The sequence below is a fragment of the Pseudobutyrivibrio sp. MD2005 genome (assembly GCF_000621865.1).
Classification (GTDB): Bacteria; Bacillota; Clostridia; order Lachnospirales; family Lachnospiraceae; genus Pseudobutyrivibrio.
The window spans coordinates 1-16,047 of record NZ_JHXE01000022.1 but is presented as its reverse complement, the minus strand read 5'-3'; the positions used below and the strand labels follow the sequence as shown (position 1 = coordinate 16,047).

The 16,047-nt window shown below is 40.0% G+C and carries 16 protein-coding genes, 1 tRNA gene and 1 rRNA gene; all 18 read left to right on the top strand.

The features are described 5' to 3' along the window. Positions 1 to 19 precede the first annotated feature (19 nt). Positions 20 to 622, top strand: a complete 603-nt coding sequence (gene thrH / locus T498_RS0108770) for a bifunctional phosphoserine phosphatase/homoserine phosphotransferase ThrH (protein WP_028235589.1) — start codon at positions 20 to 22, stop codon at positions 620 to 622. A 352-nt stretch (positions 623 to 974) separates the two neighbouring features. Then, positions 975 to 1,553, top strand: coding sequence for a glycerol-3-phosphate responsive antiterminator (locus T498_RS0108765; protein WP_028235588.1), 579 nt, complete (start codon positions 975 to 977; stop codon positions 1,551 to 1,553). 62 nt (positions 1,554 to 1,615) lie between these two features. Next, positions 1,616 to 3,115 carry a glycerol kinase GlpK gene (glpK, locus tag T498_RS0108760; RefSeq protein WP_028235587.1) on the top strand — a complete coding sequence of 500 codons (1,500 nt, stop codon included), beginning with the start codon at positions 1,616 to 1,618 and terminating at the stop codon, positions 3,113 to 3,115. A gap of 191 nt (positions 3,116 to 3,306) precedes the next feature. Then, on the top strand, positions 3,307 to 4,035 hold the full coding sequence (locus T498_RS0108750; protein ID WP_028235586.1) for an MIP/aquaporin family protein: 729 nt from the start codon (positions 3,307 to 3,309) through the stop codon (positions 4,033 to 4,035). A gap of 181 nt (positions 4,036 to 4,216) precedes the next feature. Next, on the top strand, positions 4,217 to 5,674 hold the full coding sequence (locus T498_RS0108745; protein ID WP_028235585.1) for an NAD(P)/FAD-dependent oxidoreductase: 1,458 nt from the start codon (positions 4,217 to 4,219) through the stop codon (positions 5,672 to 5,674). Next, positions 5,674 to 6,939: an NAD(P)/FAD-dependent oxidoreductase gene (locus T498_RS0108740; protein WP_028235584.1), complete on the top strand. Its 1,266-nt coding sequence runs from the start codon at positions 5,674 to 5,676 to the stop codon at positions 6,937 to 6,939. Before T498_RS0108745 ends, T498_RS0108740 begins: the two co-directional genes overlap by 1 nt. A gap of 15 nt (positions 6,940 to 6,954) precedes the next feature. Next, positions 6,955 to 7,320, top strand: coding sequence for a DUF1667 domain-containing protein (locus T498_RS0108735; RefSeq protein WP_028235583.1), 366 nt, complete (start codon positions 6,955 to 6,957; stop codon positions 7,318 to 7,320). A gap of 155 nt (positions 7,321 to 7,475) precedes the next feature. Further along, positions 7,476 to 9,638 (top strand): Tex family protein, encoded by a 2,163-nt coding sequence (locus tag T498_RS0108730; RefSeq protein WP_028235582.1) that lies wholly within the window; start codon positions 7,476 to 7,478, stop codon positions 9,636 to 9,638. Between the two features lie 301 nt (positions 9,639 to 9,939). Continuing rightward, on the top strand, positions 9,940 to 10,446 hold the full coding sequence (locus T498_RS0108725; protein ID WP_028235581.1) for a YcxB family protein: 507 nt from the start codon (positions 9,940 to 9,942) through the stop codon (positions 10,444 to 10,446). Further along, complete coding sequence (gene tsaE / locus T498_RS0108720; protein ID WP_028235580.1) at positions 10,443 to 10,874, top strand: tRNA (adenosine(37)-N6)-threonylcarbamoyltransferase complex ATPase subunit type 1 TsaE; 432 nt, start codon at positions 10,443 to 10,445, stop codon at positions 10,872 to 10,874. Before T498_RS0108725 ends, tsaE begins: the two co-directional genes overlap by 4 nt. A 5-nt stretch (positions 10,875 to 10,879) precedes the next feature. Beyond that, entirely contained in the window at positions 10,880 to 11,590 is a 711-nt protein-coding gene (tsaB, locus tag T498_RS0108715; RefSeq protein ID WP_028235579.1) for a tRNA (adenosine(37)-N6)-threonylcarbamoyltransferase complex dimerization subunit type 1 TsaB, read from the top strand. Continuing rightward, the gene (gene rimI / locus T498_RS0108710; protein ID WP_028235578.1) at positions 11,590 to 12,036 is read left to right on the top strand and encodes a ribosomal protein S18-alanine N-acetyltransferase; all 447 of its coding nucleotides are present in this window, start codon (positions 11,590 to 11,592) and stop codon (positions 12,034 to 12,036) included. The genes tsaB and rimI overlap by 1 nt, the downstream gene beginning before the upstream one ends. A gap of 39 nt (positions 12,037 to 12,075) precedes the next feature. Continuing rightward, positions 12,076 to 12,987: a ribonuclease Z gene (locus T498_RS0108705; RefSeq protein WP_028235577.1), complete on the top strand. Its 912-nt coding sequence runs from the start codon at positions 12,076 to 12,078 to the stop codon at positions 12,985 to 12,987. 1 nt (position 12,988) lies between these two features. Next, on the top strand, positions 12,989 to 13,573 hold the full coding sequence (locus T498_RS0108700) for a DUF6715 family protein (protein WP_028235576.1): 585 nt from the start codon (positions 12,989 to 12,991) through the stop codon (positions 13,571 to 13,573). Continuing rightward, positions 13,563 to 14,588, top strand: coding sequence for a tRNA (adenosine(37)-N6)-threonylcarbamoyltransferase complex transferase subunit TsaD (gene tsaD / locus T498_RS0108695; protein WP_028235575.1), 1,026 nt, complete (start codon positions 13,563 to 13,565; stop codon positions 14,586 to 14,588). Before T498_RS0108700 ends, tsaD begins: the two co-directional genes overlap by 11 nt. A gap of 1 nt (position 14,589) precedes the next feature. After that, positions 14,590 to 15,279: a 2-C-methyl-D-erythritol 4-phosphate cytidylyltransferase gene (gene ispD / locus T498_RS0108690; protein ID WP_028235574.1), complete on the top strand. Its 690-nt coding sequence runs from the start codon at positions 14,590 to 14,592 to the stop codon at positions 15,277 to 15,279. A 123-nt stretch (positions 15,280 to 15,402) separates the two neighbouring features. Further along, positions 15,403 to 15,488 (top strand) — tRNA-Ser (locus tag T498_RS0108685). 485 nt (positions 15,489 to 15,973) lie between these two features. Beyond that, positions 15,974 to 16,047, top strand: a 16S ribosomal RNA gene (locus tag T498_RS0108680); the annotation flags it as partial.

The following is a 16,047-nucleotide window of genomic DNA, read 5'->3' as shown; positions in this document are numbered from 1 at the left end:
TTTTTGTAAGGAGATTGTTATGTATATTACTTGCTTGGATTTAGAGGGCGTTTTAGTACCAGAGATTTGGATTGCATTTGCTGAAGCATCAGGCATTCCAGAGTTAAAAAAGACTACCAGAGACGAACCAGATTACGATAAGTTAATGAATTATCGTATCAACATTCTTAAGGAGCATGGACTTGGATTGAAAGAGATTCAAGACACAATAGCAACTATTGATCCATTGCCAGGGGCTAAAGAGTTTTTGGATAAGCTTAGAGCACAGGGACAGGTTATTATCATCAGTGACACATTCTCTCAATTTGCAGGTCCTCTTATGGAAAAGCTTGGGATGCCAACCATCTTCTGTAATGAATTAGTAGTTTCAGAGTCTGGTGAAATCACAGGTTATAAAATGCGCTGTGAGAAGAGCAAGCTGACAACAGTTAGAGCATTACAGTCATGCGGATTTGAGACAATTGCAAGTGGCGATAGCTTTAATGATCTTGCGATGATAGAAGCATCAGCTGCTGGATTCCTTTTCAGAACAACTGATTCAATAAAGAAAGATTATCCACAGTATCCAGCTTTCGAAGAGTACGATGAATTGTATGATGCGATAATCTCAGCACAGAAATAAAATAATAGATTATGCGACATGTCATTAGTGGCATGTCGCTTTTTTCTTTATTATGAAAATATTACATAAACTGTTTGATAAAATAGGCTGTAAACACTGCGCTATTGTCTAATATTACTAGCACTGTGACATATGCACAACTTTACTAATAAGTAATTATGTACATATGGTGGTGGAAATGTGAAAAAAATATGTTGATATTTACCCAAAAGTGATGTAGTATGTAATTACAAAGTTAATAAATGCCCGTGAGAGATGAGAATGTGGCTGTGATTATAAGAGGTGAGCTCTTTGTTCTATAGGCATGTTCTTTTTTTGTGCCTAAAGGGTAGAAAATGAAGGAGTATAAATAATGCACAGAGAATTCATCGAAAAGCTGGAGGTTAATCCAGTTATTGCAGCCATTAAGGATGACCAGGGGTTACAGCATGCTATTGAAACGGATTGTGAAATTATCTTCATCTTATATGGAGATGTTTGTACTATCCCAGAAATAGTTAGCCAAATCAAAGCAGTTGGCAAAGTTGCTATGGTTCATTTGGATTTGATTACAGGTCTGAATAACACAAAAGAAATCTCTGTGGACTTCATTAAGAATAATACCTTGGCTGATGGTATTATCACTACTAAGGGGAATCTCATCGGAAGGGCAAAGGAGTTGGGTTTATATACAGTGCTTAGATACTTCGTTATCGACAGTATGGCTCTTGTCAATATTGAAAAACAAGATCGCCATGGAGTATCGCAGCCAGATGTCATTGAAATTCTGCCAGGAATCGTGCTTCCTAAAATTATTAAAAGAGTAAATGATGTGAGCCGAGTTCCAGTTTTAGCGGGAGGTCTTATAACGGACAGAGATGATGTTATGAATGCACTAAATAATGGGGTGCTTGCCGTATCTACCACCAATGAGGATGTATGGCAGCTTTAGTTGCATTACCTGCTCCTAAGTAACTAGCCAATGCCAAAGGCAAAGAAAAAGGAGGAGTAATAATGGCAAAATACGTAATGGCTCTAGATGCCGGAACAACAAGTAACAGATGTATCCTTTTTAATGAAAAAGGAGAGATGTGCTCTGTTGCACAGAAGGAATTTACACAGTATTTCCCACAGCCAGGTTGGGTTGAGCATGATGCTAACGAAATTTGGCAGACACAGCTTTCAGTAGCACGTTTAGCAATGCAAAAGGTTGGCGCTACAGCGGACGATATTGCGGCAATCGGTATTACTAACCAGCGTGAAACAGTTATTGTTTGGGACAGAGCTACAGGCCAGCCAATTCACCATGCTATCGTATGGCAGTGCCGTCGTACTGCAGATTTTGCAGAGCAGATGAAGGGCAAGATTCCTGGAATTGTTGAGAAGTTCCAGCAGAAGACAGGTCTTAAGTTCGATCCATATTTCTCAGGTACAAAGATCCGTTGGATCCTTGATAACGTTGAGGGTGCTAGAGAGAGAGCTGAAAAAGGCGAGTTATGCTTCGGTACTGTAGATTCTTGGTTAATCTACAAGCTCACAAAGGGCAAAGTACATGTTACAGATTACTCAAATGCATCTAGAACATTATTATTCAATATCAACACTCTTGAATGGGATGATGAGCTTTGCCAGATTCTTGATATTCCAAAGAGCATGCTTCCAGAGGCTAAGCCTTCAAGCTGCATCTATGGCGAAACAGATCCAGAGTTCTTTGGTGGTCCTATCCGTATCGCTGGTGCTGCTGGTGATCAGCAGGCAGCTCTTTTCGGACAGACATGCTACAACGAAGGCGAAGCAAAGAATACATATGGTACAGGTTGCTTCATGCTTATGAACACAGGTGAGAAGCCAATCTTCTCTAAGAACGATCTTCTTACAACCATCGCTTGGGGATTAGATGGTAAGGTTACATACGCACTTGAAGGTTCTGTATACGTTGCTGGTGCTGCTATTCAGTGGCTCCGTGATGAATTAAAGATTGTTGATTCTTCACCAGATTCAGAATACTTTGCTACTCGTGTTAAGGATACAAATGGTTGCTACGTTGTACCTGCATTTACAGGACTTGGAGCTCCATACTGGGATCCATACGCAAGAGGAGCAATCACAGGTCTTACTCGTGGTGTTAATAAATATCACATCATCAGAGCAACACTTGAGTCTCTTGCTTATCAGACATACGACGTTCTTCATGCTATGGAGCTTGATTCAGGTAAGCACCTTACAGCATTAAAGGTCGATGGTGGTGCATCAAACAACAACTTCTTGATGCAGTTCCAGTCAGATATCATCAATACTGACGTTCTTCGTCCAAGCTGTGTTGAGACAACAGCTATGGGTGCTGCTTATTTGGCAGGACTTGCAGTTGGATATTGGAAGAGCAAAGAAGATGTTATTAAGAACTGGGCAGTTGATAGAGAGTTCAAGCCAGAGATGACAGATGCAGACAGAACAGCAGCTATTAAGGGCTGGTCAAAGGCTGTAGCATCTACTCGTGGATGGGCTAAGGAATAGGTCGTTAAAAAATTGAACAATAAGCACCCTTCGGAAAGTTGGCAAGCGCGAGCAGGAAGGCTCCATGCCGGGGAAGGAGGGTGCCCCTTTAGGGGAGTTCCCTTGCCCGAGTATGGAAGGTGGCCTGCGGGAGCATGTTATATTTATTGGGTGCTTATAAATATTATATTTTAAGTAAGGGGGAAATTTTTATGTCAGTTTATTTAGGCGAGTTTATTGGTACGATTATTCTTGTTCTACTTGGTGATGGTGTTTGCTGTAACGTTAATTTGAATAAGTCAGGCTTTAAGGGCGGCGGAGCAGTTCACATCCTTATTGGTTGGGGAATGGCTGTTATGGTTCCTGCATTTGCAATGAGCAGATTTGCAGGTTGCGGTTCTGCATTTAACCCTGCAGTTACAATTGGTGCAGCTATCAGAACTGGTGACTGGAGCACAGTACCAGGCCAGATCGTAGCTCAGATGCTTGGCGGTTTTGTAGGCGCTGCAATCCTTTTGGTTCTTTATCACGACCACATTAAGGAAACAGCAGATGATGCAGTAGTAAGAGGATGCTTCTGTACATCAGCTTCTATTCCAAATCAGTGCCTTAACTTCCTTTCAGAGTTTGTAGCAACATTTATTCTTGTATTTACACTTTCACTTATTCCTGGAGCAGCAGGCGAGTCTAATGTTTCATGGATACTTGTATATGGTGTAATCGTTGCATGCGGTGCTTCATTTGGTGGTCTTACAGGATACGCAATGAATGCAGCAAGAGATACAGCTCCTCGTATTGCATACCTTCTTTTAGCACCAAACTTTGGTAAGAAAGATGGCAACTGGAGCTATGGATGGATTCCAGCAGTTGCACCTATTTGTGGTGGTGTAGTTGCAGCCCTTCTTTACAATGCTCTTGCAGCAGCTCAGATGTTTGGCTAATTTGATTCAAGGAATCAATCTTAATAATCGTATTTCAGTATTCAATACTGGAACCATTTAAAACTGAACTATTGTATACACTGAGGATTGGAGTCGGTATTGAACGCATGATGAGATGCGTTTAGTTACCGACTCCTTTTTTAACAGTAAATAAAAGTAAAAGGTAGGAGAAAAAACTATGTTGTATGATGTCATAATCATAGGCGCAGGCGTTTCTGGCAGCGCAATTGCGAGAGAGCTTTCACGTTATGAGACAAATGTCTGCGTTTTAGAAAAATGTGAGGATGTTTGCGAAGGAACTTCGAAAGCTAATTCTGCAATTGTTCATGCAGGATTTGATGCAGCTGCTGGTTCTCTGATGGCAAAACTAAATGTACGTGGAAATGAAATGATGGATGACCTATGCCGAGATTTGGACATTCCGTTCAAGAGAAATGGTTCCATGGTTGTTTGCATCCACAAAGAAGCTTTAGATGGCCTTAAAGATCTTTATGATCGAGGCGTTAAAAATGGAGTTAAAGGCTTAAAGATTTTAAGCCGCGAGGAGGCTCTTGAGATGGAGCCAAATCTTTCAGATAACGTAGAAGGAGCATTATATGCACCAACTGGCGGTATTATCTGTCCATTCAAATTAAATATAGCAATGGCAGAGAATGCTAATGTAAATGGAGTAGATTTTAGATTTAATACAAAGGTAGAAGATATTTGTTCGGATGAAGATGGATTATGGCATATTCGCACAAATAATGGCGAGTATGTTACAAGATATGTTGTCAATGCAGCAGGTGTTTATTCAGGTGTAATTCATAATATGGTAAGCAAGGATGACGATAAAATCGAAATCATCCCAAGACGTGGAGATTATTGCCTCTTAGATAAAGAAGTTGGAACCCATGTAAGTCACACAATATTCCCGCAGCCAACAAACCTTGGTAAGGGTGTACTTGTATCACCTACTGTCCATGGCAATCTTATCGTCGGCCCAACTGCTATTGATATTGATGATAAAGAAGGAACAAACACAACAGCAGCTGGTATTGGCGACTTAATTGCAAAGGCTAATGATCACGTAAAGAATCTTCCTATGAGAAAGGTTATTACATCCTTTGCAGGCCTTCGTGCTCACGAGGCAAGACATGAGTTTATCATTGGGGAAGTAGATGGTGCGCCACACTTTATCGATTGTGCAGCTATCGAGTCTCCGGGACTAACATCTAGCCCAGCTATTGGCGAGATGGTAGGAAATATGTTAAAGGATATGATGGGTCTTACAAACAAAGCTAATTGGATTAGCACTAGAAAAGATGTAATGAACCCATCAGATCTATCAGTTGAAGAAAGAAATGAATTAATTAAGAAAAATCCAGCCTATGGTAACATTATTTGCCGCTGCGAATCTATATCAGAGGGTGAAATTTTAGATGCAATTCATAGACCTTTGGGGGCACGTTCTTTAGATGGAGTTAAGAGAAGAACTCGTGCTGGAATGGGAAGATGCCAGGCCGGCTTCTGCTCACCAAAGACTATGGAAATATTACACAGAGAATTAGGTCTTCCTTATGAGGAGATTACAAAGAGTGGTGGCCATTCAAATATTGTAATGGAGCGCACCAAAAATCAGAAGGGAGGCAATCAGTAATGCTTAATTATGATATTGTAATTGTAGGCGGAGGCCCTGCTGGTCTTGCAGCTGCGGTTTCAGCAAGAAATGCCGGTGTAGATAAAATTCTTATTCTTGAAAGAGATAAAGAGTTAGGTGGAATTTTAAATCAGTGCATACATAATGGTTTTGGTCTTCACACTTTCAAGGAAGAGCTCACAGGACCAGAATATGCATATCGTTTTATCGAGAAAGTCCTCGATGCAAAAATTGAATATAAGCTCAATACAATGGTAATGGATATCTCTGAAGATAGAGTTGTTACCGCTATGAGCCGTGAAGATGGAATGTATCAGATTAAAGCAGGAGCTGTTATTCTTGCAATGGGATGTCGCGAGCGTCCACGTGGAGCGTTAAATATCCCTGGCTACAGACCAGCAGGAATCTTTTCAGCAGGTACAGCACAGCGTCTTGTAAACATTGAAGGCTATATGCCTGGCCGTGAAGTGGTAATACTTGGTTCTGGTGACATTGGACTTATCATGGCACGCCGTATGACACTTGAGGGCGCAAAGGTTAAGGTTGTTGCAGAGCTTATGCCTTACTCAGGTGGATTAAAGAGAAATATTGTACAGTGCTTAGATGACTTTGGTATTCCTCTTAAGCTTAGTCACACTGTAGTGGATATTGAGGGCAAAGAGCATCTTTCAGCTGTTACTATTGCTGAGGTTGATAATCATGGCAAGCCAATTCCAGGAACAGAAGAAAGATACACATGTGATACATTGCTTCTTTCTTGCGGCCTTATTCCTGAGAACGAGCTTTCAAGAAATGCCGGTGTTGAAATGAGCCCTATTACAAGCGGCCCAGTTGTAAATGAATCACTTGAAACAAATATACCTGGTGTATTTGCTTGTGGAAATGTTCTTCATGTGCATGACCTTGTTGACTATGTATCAGAGGAAGCTGATAGAGCAGGTCAAAACGCAGCTAAGTTTATAAAGGGCGAGCTTTCTGAGAACTCTGGAGCCGAAATCGAAATCGTTGCAACAGAGGGAGCTCGTTACACAGTTCCATCTACTATCGATATTGGAAGAATGGACGATAAGCTTACTGTCAGATTTAGAGTTGGTGCTGTATATAAAGATTCTTATGTCAGCGTTTATTTTGATGACGAAAGGGTCATGCACAATAAAAAGAGAATCATGGCACCTGGCGAAATGGAGCAAGTAATTCTGCTTAAGAATAAGCTTGAGGAAAAGCCAGACCTAAAAAAGATTACAGTAAAGATTGAAGCAGAATAAAGGAGGGCGAAGATAATGGAAAAGAGAGAATTAACCTGTATCGGCTGCCCAATGGGGTGCCAGATAACAGTAGAATTAGAAAATGGCGAAGTTTTATCTGTAACGGGAAACACTTGTAAGATTGGCGAAAACTACGCTAAAAATGAGGTTACACATCCAGAGAGAACAGTTACCTCAACATCAATTGTTTTAGGTGGAGATAAACCTCGCGTATCAGTCAAGACAGCAAGCAATATCCCAAAGGATAAAATTAATGCTGTAATGAAAGAGATTGATGCAGCAGTTATGAACGCGCCAGTTCATATCGGTGATGTTGTTGTAAAAAATGTCTGCGGCACAGGCGTAGATGTTGTTGCAACACGTAATGTAGAAGCAATCTAAGGCTTCTCCCTATGGGAGAAGCTGTCACCGCAGGTGACTGATGAGGGTCAAGAAGCTCACGGATTTTGTCCGTGAGCTTCTTTGTACTTGCAATTATATACATAATTTGAATATACTTATCAAAGGGTTCAATTATAAAGAAAGAGAGTTACAACATGGACATTACAAAACAGATTGCATCAGAATTACAAGTGCGCGTTGCGCAGGTAGATGCAGCAGTTAAATTATTAGATGAAGGAAATACAGTTCCTTTTATTTCAAGATATAGAAAGGAAGCTACTGGCGGGCTTAATGATGAGCAGCTTCGTACTCTTGCCGAGAGATTAACGTATTTACGTAATCTGGAAGAGAAAAAAGCAACATGCCTTGCTTCTATTGAAGAGCAGGGAAAACTCACAGAAGAGCTTAAGAAGGCTATTCTTGAGGCGACAACACAGGTCGCTGTTGATGATTTATATCGTCCTTATCGTCCAAAGAGACGTACACGTGCAACTATTGCAAAGGAAAAGGGCTTAGAGCCACTAGCTAATATTATCATTCTTCAGATGACAGATAAGTCACTTGAGGAAGAAGCCAAGGCATTTATCAATCCAGAAAAAGAAGTTAACACTCCAGAGGAAGCTATTGCAGGCGCTTGCGACATTATTGCCGAAGCTATCTCTGATGATGCTGATTATCGTACTTGGATTAGAGAAAAGACATTTAAAAACGGTCGAATCATTTCAAAGGCAAAGGATGCTGAAGCTGAATCAGTATACGAAAACTATTACGATTATGATGAAGCAATTGCTAAGCTTCCAGGCCATCGTATTCTTGCGCTTAACCGTGGTGAAAAGGAAAAGATCCTTAAGGTTAGCATCGAAGCACCTGTAGAAGATATTTTACGCTACCTTGAAAAGAAGGTTATCAGCCGTGATAACGTAAATACGAATCAGGCATTAACAACAACAATCGAGGATGCTTACACTAGACTTATCGCACCATCTATCGAAAATGAAATTAGAGGAAACCTTACAGAAACAGCGGAAGATGGAGCTATCAAGGTGTTCGGCAAGAACCTTACACAGCTTCTTATGCAGCCTCCAATCGCAGGCCGCAACGTACTTGGCTGGGATCCAGCTTTCCGTACAGGATGTAAAATCGCTATCGTAGATGCCACAGGAAAGGTATTAGATACAACAGTTGTATATCCAACTGCGCCACAGAATAAGGTTGAAGAAACTAAAAAAGTAATTAAAGCCCTTATTAAGAAATACAATGTATCATTAATCTCTCTTGGAAATGGTACTGCCAGCCGTGAGTCTGAGCAGATTATCGTAGATATGTTAAAGGAGATTCCTGAGAAGGTAGAGTATGTCATTGTAAATGAGGCTGGAGCATCAGTGTACTCTGCTAGTAAGTTTGCTACTGAGGAATTCCCTAACTTTGATGTAGGACAGCGTTCAGCTACATCTATGGCACGCCGTCTTCAGGATCCGCTTGCTGAGCTTGTAAAGATTGATCCAAAGTCTGTGGGTGTTGGTCAGTATCAGCACGATATGAATCAAAAGAAGCTTGATGAGACACTTGCTGGTGTTGTAGAGACTTGCGTTAATGCAGTTGGTGTAGATCTTAATACTGCCTCAGCATCTCTATTAGAATATGTTTCTGGTATCAATAAGACTATTGCAAAGAACATTGTTGAATACAGAGAATCAAATGGTCGTTTTAATTCTCGAGCAGAGCTTAAGAAAGTGCCAAAGCTTGGACCAAAAGCATTTGAACAGTGCGCAGGTTTCATGCGTATCATTGGAGGCCGTAATCCATTAGACGCTACTGCTGTTCACCCAGAAAGCTACGATGCAGCTAAAGCACTTTTGGAAAAGCTTGGATTTGATACAAAAGATATTGCGGCTGGCACTTTAAAAGATATCCACAAGAGTATTCAGGATATCAAAGCCTTGTCCACAGAGCTTGGTATTGGCGAGATGACACTTGAGGATATCATCAAGGAGCTTGAGAAGCCAGGTCGTGATCCACGTGAGGATATGCCACGTCCAATTCTTAAGAGCGACGTTCTTGAGATGAAGGACTTAAAGCCTGGAATGCAGCTTAAAGGTACAGTTAGAAATGTTATCGATTTTGGTGCATTTGTAGATATCGGAGTGCATCAGGATGGCCTTGTCCATATTTCTCAGATGACAGATAGATATATCAAGCATCCTCTCGAAGTAGTTTCGGTTGGAGATATCGTTGATGTTGAGGTTCTTTCTGTAGATGAGAAAAAGGGTCGTATAGCTTTAACTATGAAGCATAACGTCAATAAAGATAAAAAATAACCCAGTCTTGTTGTAAACATCAACAGAAACGGAATATCAAAATTGTAGTAATTGTACAAAATGTATCAATAGAATGCTTATTGCATTGACAATTATGAACAATTCTCCTATACTCATATTCAGTTAGAGAAAGTAACATGAATGTGCTTTTTAGGAGAAATGTATTAATAGGGAGTGAGTCGTTAGGGGTTTCGACTCACTCCTTTTGTATTTGCGGTTTTTTATTGTGTTAATGGCAATAGGAATTCTATTATCAGCGAAAATGTGTTAATATAATAAATAATTGGGAGATTTATGAAACATGGAGCAAAATATTAAATTTAGCACTAAAATCAAAGAACAGGATCTCTATAGATTCAATTTACATCATGCTTACACTGGAACACAGGGAATTTTTTCTATTGTCCTTTTTGTACTACTTATAGTTGTTTGGATATTGCGATTTGAAGCCTTATCTACAATCTATAAAGTTATGTATCCATTATTGGCAATGATTTTCGTCATGTATATTCCTATGAGTTTAAAACTTAGGGTTAAAGCTCAGATGCAGCAGGAGGTTTTTCAGCATCCACTCAATTACGAGCTTAAGGAAGATGGAATCGAGATTTCATCGCCAGCTGTAGAAGATGCAGCAGAATTGCCATGGGAGTACATCTATAAGGTCTCAACCTGGAAAGAATATCTGCTTATATACAGCAACAGAATTAATGCATATATTGTTCCAATGGAAGATATAGCAGGACAATACGATAATATTAAAGAGTTCATTAAATCACATGTAGAGGATTTTAAATTACAGATAAAATGATAGAAATAATAGAAACAAATTCACCAGAAGAAACAGAAGCACTTGGCAAAAAGCTTGCAAGTGCAGCAAATCCAGGGCAAGTGTTTACGCTTATTGGCGACCTTGGAGTGGGCAAGACTGTTTTTACGCAAGGTTTTGCTACGGGCCTAGAAATCGACGAGCCAATTTGCAGCCCTACATTTACAATCGTTCAGGTCTACGATACCGGACGGCTTCCATTTTATCATTTTGATGTATATCGTATAGGCGATATCGAAGAAATGGATGAAATAGGATATGAGGATTATGTTTATGGCGATGGTGTATCACTTATTGAGTGGGCAAATCTAATCGAAGAGATTTTGCCGGAGCATTACACCAAAGTTACAATAGAGAAAAATTTAGAAAAAGGATTTGATTACCGTAAAATTACGGTAGAACATATATAGCTATAATGAAGATATTAGGAATCGACGGTTCAGGTCTTGTAGCATCTGTTGCCGTTGTTGAAGATGATAATTTAATAGGAGAATACACTACAGGTTACAAAAAGACTCATTCCCAGACATTGTTGCCAATGCTTGATGCTCTTGGCAAGATGATTGATTTGGATCTTAATACCATAGATGCAATTGCAGTTGCAGCAGGGCCAGGGTCTTTTACGGGCCTTAGAATTGCTTCAGCTACAGCCAAAGGATTAGGACTTTCATTAGGATGTCCTATCATATCTGTTCCAACAGTTGATGCCCTTGCATTCAACCTTTGGGGACAGGCTGGCACAATTTGTCCTATTATGGATGCTAGACGTGGCCAGGTTTACACAGGATTATATTCATTTTTAGATGATGGTTCATTTAATACAATCAGAGAACAGTGCGCTGTAGATTTTCATGAAATTGCTGATGAAATTAATAAAAATGGGCAGCCTGTTACATTTTTAGGCGATGGTGTTCCGGTATTCAAGGATTTAATTTCAGACTTGATTAAAGTGCCATACAGATTTGCACCAGCTCATATTAATAAGCAGCATGCAGCAAGCGTCGCAACTTTAGGAAGCATTTACTATAAGAATGGTGAGTGTGAGACAGCGGCAGAGCATCGTCCAGAGTACTTAAGGCTTTCGCAGGCAGAACGCGAACGTCTTGAAAAGGAAGGAAAGGCTTAATGGCTTTTACATATAGGTTTGCGACAGAGGCTGATGTTGATGCGATAGTTGCCATAGAGGTGGCTTCAATGAGCAGCCCTTGGAATAAAGATAATTATCTTGAAGCAATCAACTCAGACCATGCATTTATAATGGTGGCGGCAGATGGTGATAATATAGCTGGATTTGCAGTGTTTTATCTTACTCCACCTGAATGCGAGCTTCCGGATATTGTTGTTGCAGAAAGTTATCGCAAAAGAGGTGTAGGAAAAAGCCTTATGAACGAAGCTATCAGACAGCTGAAGGCTCATAAAGTAGACACCATATTTCTAGAGGTTCGCGTTAGCAATACCGCGGCCCAGGCATTATACTCTCGCATAGGCTTCGAAGAAATCGGAAAGCGTAAGTATTTTTATTCGGATCCGATAGAAGATGCAATTTGCATGTCGCTTCATCTGGAAGAATAATACATAACAAGCGAGAGTCATACTTGAAAGGATTTATAGATGTTAGATGTTTGTTTGTTGGGAACGGCAGGCATGATGCCGCTTCCTAATAGATGGCTTACCTCTTGCCTACTTAGATTTAATGGCGAGGGTTTGCTAATAGATTGTGGTGAAGGCACACAGGTTGCCCTGAGAGAGGCAGGCTTTTCGCCTAATCCTATTTCAATCATTTGCTTTACTCATTATCATGCCGATCACATTAGTGGATTGCCTGGATTTCTTTTATCGATGGGCAATTCAGATAGGACTGAACCTATCACAATAATCGGTCCAAAGGGGCTGACGCGAGTGGTTAATTCGCTTAGAGTTATTGCGCCAGAGCTTCCTTTTGAAATTAAATTTCACGAGCTTACATCAGATGATGAAGAGTTTGAAATAATGGGATACCATGTTCATGCATTTAAGGTTAACCATAATGTTTTGTGCTATGGATATTCGGTTAGCATTCCAAGAAAGGGCAGGTTTGATGTAGAAAAAGCCAAGAGTCTTGGGCTTCCTGTTACTCTATGGAATCCGCTTCAAAAGGGAAATACGGTAGAGCATGAAGGCAAAACCTATACGCCAGATATGGTTATGGGGCAGGCAAGAAAGGGGCTTAAGGTCACTTATTGTACAGATACACGACCTACAAAATCTCTTGTTGATGCTGCCAGCGAGTCAGACTTGCTAATATGCGAAGGCATGTACGCAGAAGAAGAAAAGCTTGCAAAGGCGAGACAGAATAAGCATATGACTTTTTATGAGGCTGCAAAAGTGGCTAAGGATGCTAATGTTGGCGAATTGTGGCTTACACATTTTTCTCCATCAATGACTGGGCATAAAAAGTATATGAAAGCGGTTTGCGATATTTTTCAGCAAGCCTATTTGGGAGAGGACGGAAAGTTTTTAGAGCTAGATTTTTCGGAGGAGTAGTATGAAAAAGGTGTTGCGTATTGGAATAGCAATTATCTGTATGGTATCTCTGATTGTGGGGTACTATACTTACTTGTCACGCCGAAACGATGCCACCTCATCGCAAGATAATGTTGAGTTGTCTGAAGTGCAGGCTATTATCTCAAAGAATTTTGTGAAGGATTATCCAGCTACACCGCGAGCTGTAGTTAAATGGTACAATCGTATTATTGCTGCGTATTATTCAGAAGAATATACTCAAGGTGAGCTAGAGAAGATGGCTGATCAAGCTAGAATGCTTATGGATGATGAACTGCTACAATATAATCCAAAGGACACTTATCTTGCCTCGCTCTCATTAGAAATCGAAGATTATCGAAATCGCTCCAGAACTATCGTTTCTAGTTCAGTAAGCGATTCCAACGAAGTACAATATAAGAAAGTTAATGGAAATGATTGTGCTTTTCTCTCTACATATTACTTTATCAGAGAGGGAAGCTCATACGATAGAACCTATGAGGATTTTTGCCTTAGAAAAGATGCTAATGGCAATTGGAAAATCCTTACATGGAGATTATCCACAGAGGATGAAATAAATGGATACTAAAGAAATTAAAATACTTGCAATAGAAAGCTCTTGTGATGAAACAGCTGCTGCTGTTGTTGTAAATGGAAGAGATGTTAGAAGCAATGTTATATCTACACAGATACCTTTACATACACTGTATGGTGGAGTAGTACCTGAAATTGCTTCTAGAAAGCATATAGAACGAATCAATCAGGTTATTGAACAGGCATTGGAAGAAGCTGATATGGGATTAGAGGATATGGATGCCATAGCAGTTACTTATGGTCCTGGATTAGTTGGTGCTCTTTTGGTGGGGGTTGCTGAGGCGAAGGCTATAGCTTTTGCTACTGGCAAGCCTCTTATTGGTGTTCATCATATAGAAGGTCATATTAGCGCTAATTACATCGAAAATAAGGAATTAAAACCGCCATTTTTATGTCTCGTTGTTTCTGGTGGTCATACACATTTGGTGCGTGTTGTTGATTATGGTAAATACGAAATATTAGGACGTACCAGAGATGATGCAGCTGGAGAAGCTTTTGATAAGGTTGCCAGAGCTATAGGCTTGGGCTATCCAGGTGGACCTAAGATAGAAAAAGCTGCCCACGAAGGTGATCCATTTGCTATCCAATTTACCAGACCAAAAGTGTCTGATGGCGTGTATGATTTTTCATTTAGCGGTTTAAAATCTCAGGTTTTAAATTATATTAATGGTGCGCAGATGAAAGGGGAGGCTATCAATGATAAAGATATAGCTGCTTCTTTCCAGCAAACTGTAATTGATACTTTGTGCGAACATGCTGCTATGGCAATAGATGAATTTGGCATGGATAAATTTGCTATTGCAGGTGGAGTTGCATCTAATCAAACTCTCAGAGCTGCAATGGAAAAGATGTGCGAAGGCAAAGGTGTGAAGTTTTATCATCCATCTCCAATTCTTTGCACGGATAATGCGGCGATGATAGGTGCAGCAGCTTATTATGAATATTTAGCAGGCAAGTTTGATGGATGGGATTTAAACGCAATACCTAACCTTAAATTAGGAGAAAGATAATATGAATAAATTCACGGCGATTGTACTTGCAGCAGGCAGCGGCAAAAGAATGGAACAGGAGATTCCAAAGCAATATATGAATATAGGTGGCGCTCCTCTTATGTCTCATTGTCTGCGCACTTTTCAGGAGAGCAAAGTAACTCAAATAGTACTTGTGGTTGCGCCTGGAGATGTAGAAAAATGTCGTAAGGAAATTATCGAGAGATATCATATTGATAAGTGCATTGCAATTGTAGAAGGTGGAGAAGAACGATATGATTCTGTATATGCTGGATTAAAGGCGATAAATGATGGTTATGTTCTTATTCATGATTGTGCAAGAGCATTTGTTTCTGTAGACATTATACATAGATGCATGTCTGCGGTAGCTTTATATGAGTCCTGTGTTGTTGGTATGCCTACAAAAGATACAGTTAAGCTCACTGACGACCATAGAAAAGTGTTGGATACGCCTGATAGAAGCAATGTGTGGATTGTGCAGACTCCTCAATGCTTTGAATATAATCTTATTCGTGGAGCATATGATAAAGTGATTCCTAATGCTGATACCACAATTACAGATGATGCAATGATTGTGGAACTTGCTACAGATCACGATGTACATATGATACAAGGCTCTTATACAAACATAAAAGTAACCACTCCAGAGGACGCTGCTTTTGGCGAAGCTATCCTTAGAAGTCGTCGCTAAAATTAGGCTATCGTCGTAATTTTCTGAATTCTAGATTTTTACAAAAAACTTATGGATTTCTGTTGACATACGAATGCTCAGATGATATTATACTATTCGTGTTCGAGAGAACTAAACTTCCATGGAGAGGTATCGAAGTGGTCATAACGAGGCGGTCTTGAAAACCGTTTGTCCGCAAGGGCGCGTGGGTTCGAATCCCACCCTCTCCGTTAAAGCCTTCAGGTTTAGCCTGAAGGCTTTTTTATTTCCACATTGCCTCTATAAAAGGTGATTGCAAATAGATGGAAAAATTAAGAAAAAGATGTTGACATGAAGCAGTGGCTTTTGATATTATATACAAGCTGTCGCGTGAGGGATGCTCACTGAAACAGCAATAAAAAATAGTAAATAGTGCTTGACAAACAAGCTTCTAGATGATACTATTTTAAAGCTGACTCGAAAGAGAAAAGCAATGAATTTTCGAAAGAAGATTCAAAAAAAAGTTGTTGACAAACAGCTGGCGTCGTGGTAGTATAAACGAGTTGCTGCTGAAGACAACAACAAAGCGAAGATTGATAACTGAACAGTGAAACAAACCTTGAATTAATACAAGTTTTTAAAACATGTATCCTTGAAATTCATTTAAGTTTCTTAATGAAACGAAACCTTTATTAGTAAACAAGTCAGTTTTATACTGATTCGGAATTAAACTTTTTAACATGAGAGTTTGATCCTGGCTCAGGATGAACGCTGGCGGCGTGCTTAACACATGCAAGTCGAACGAAGCAA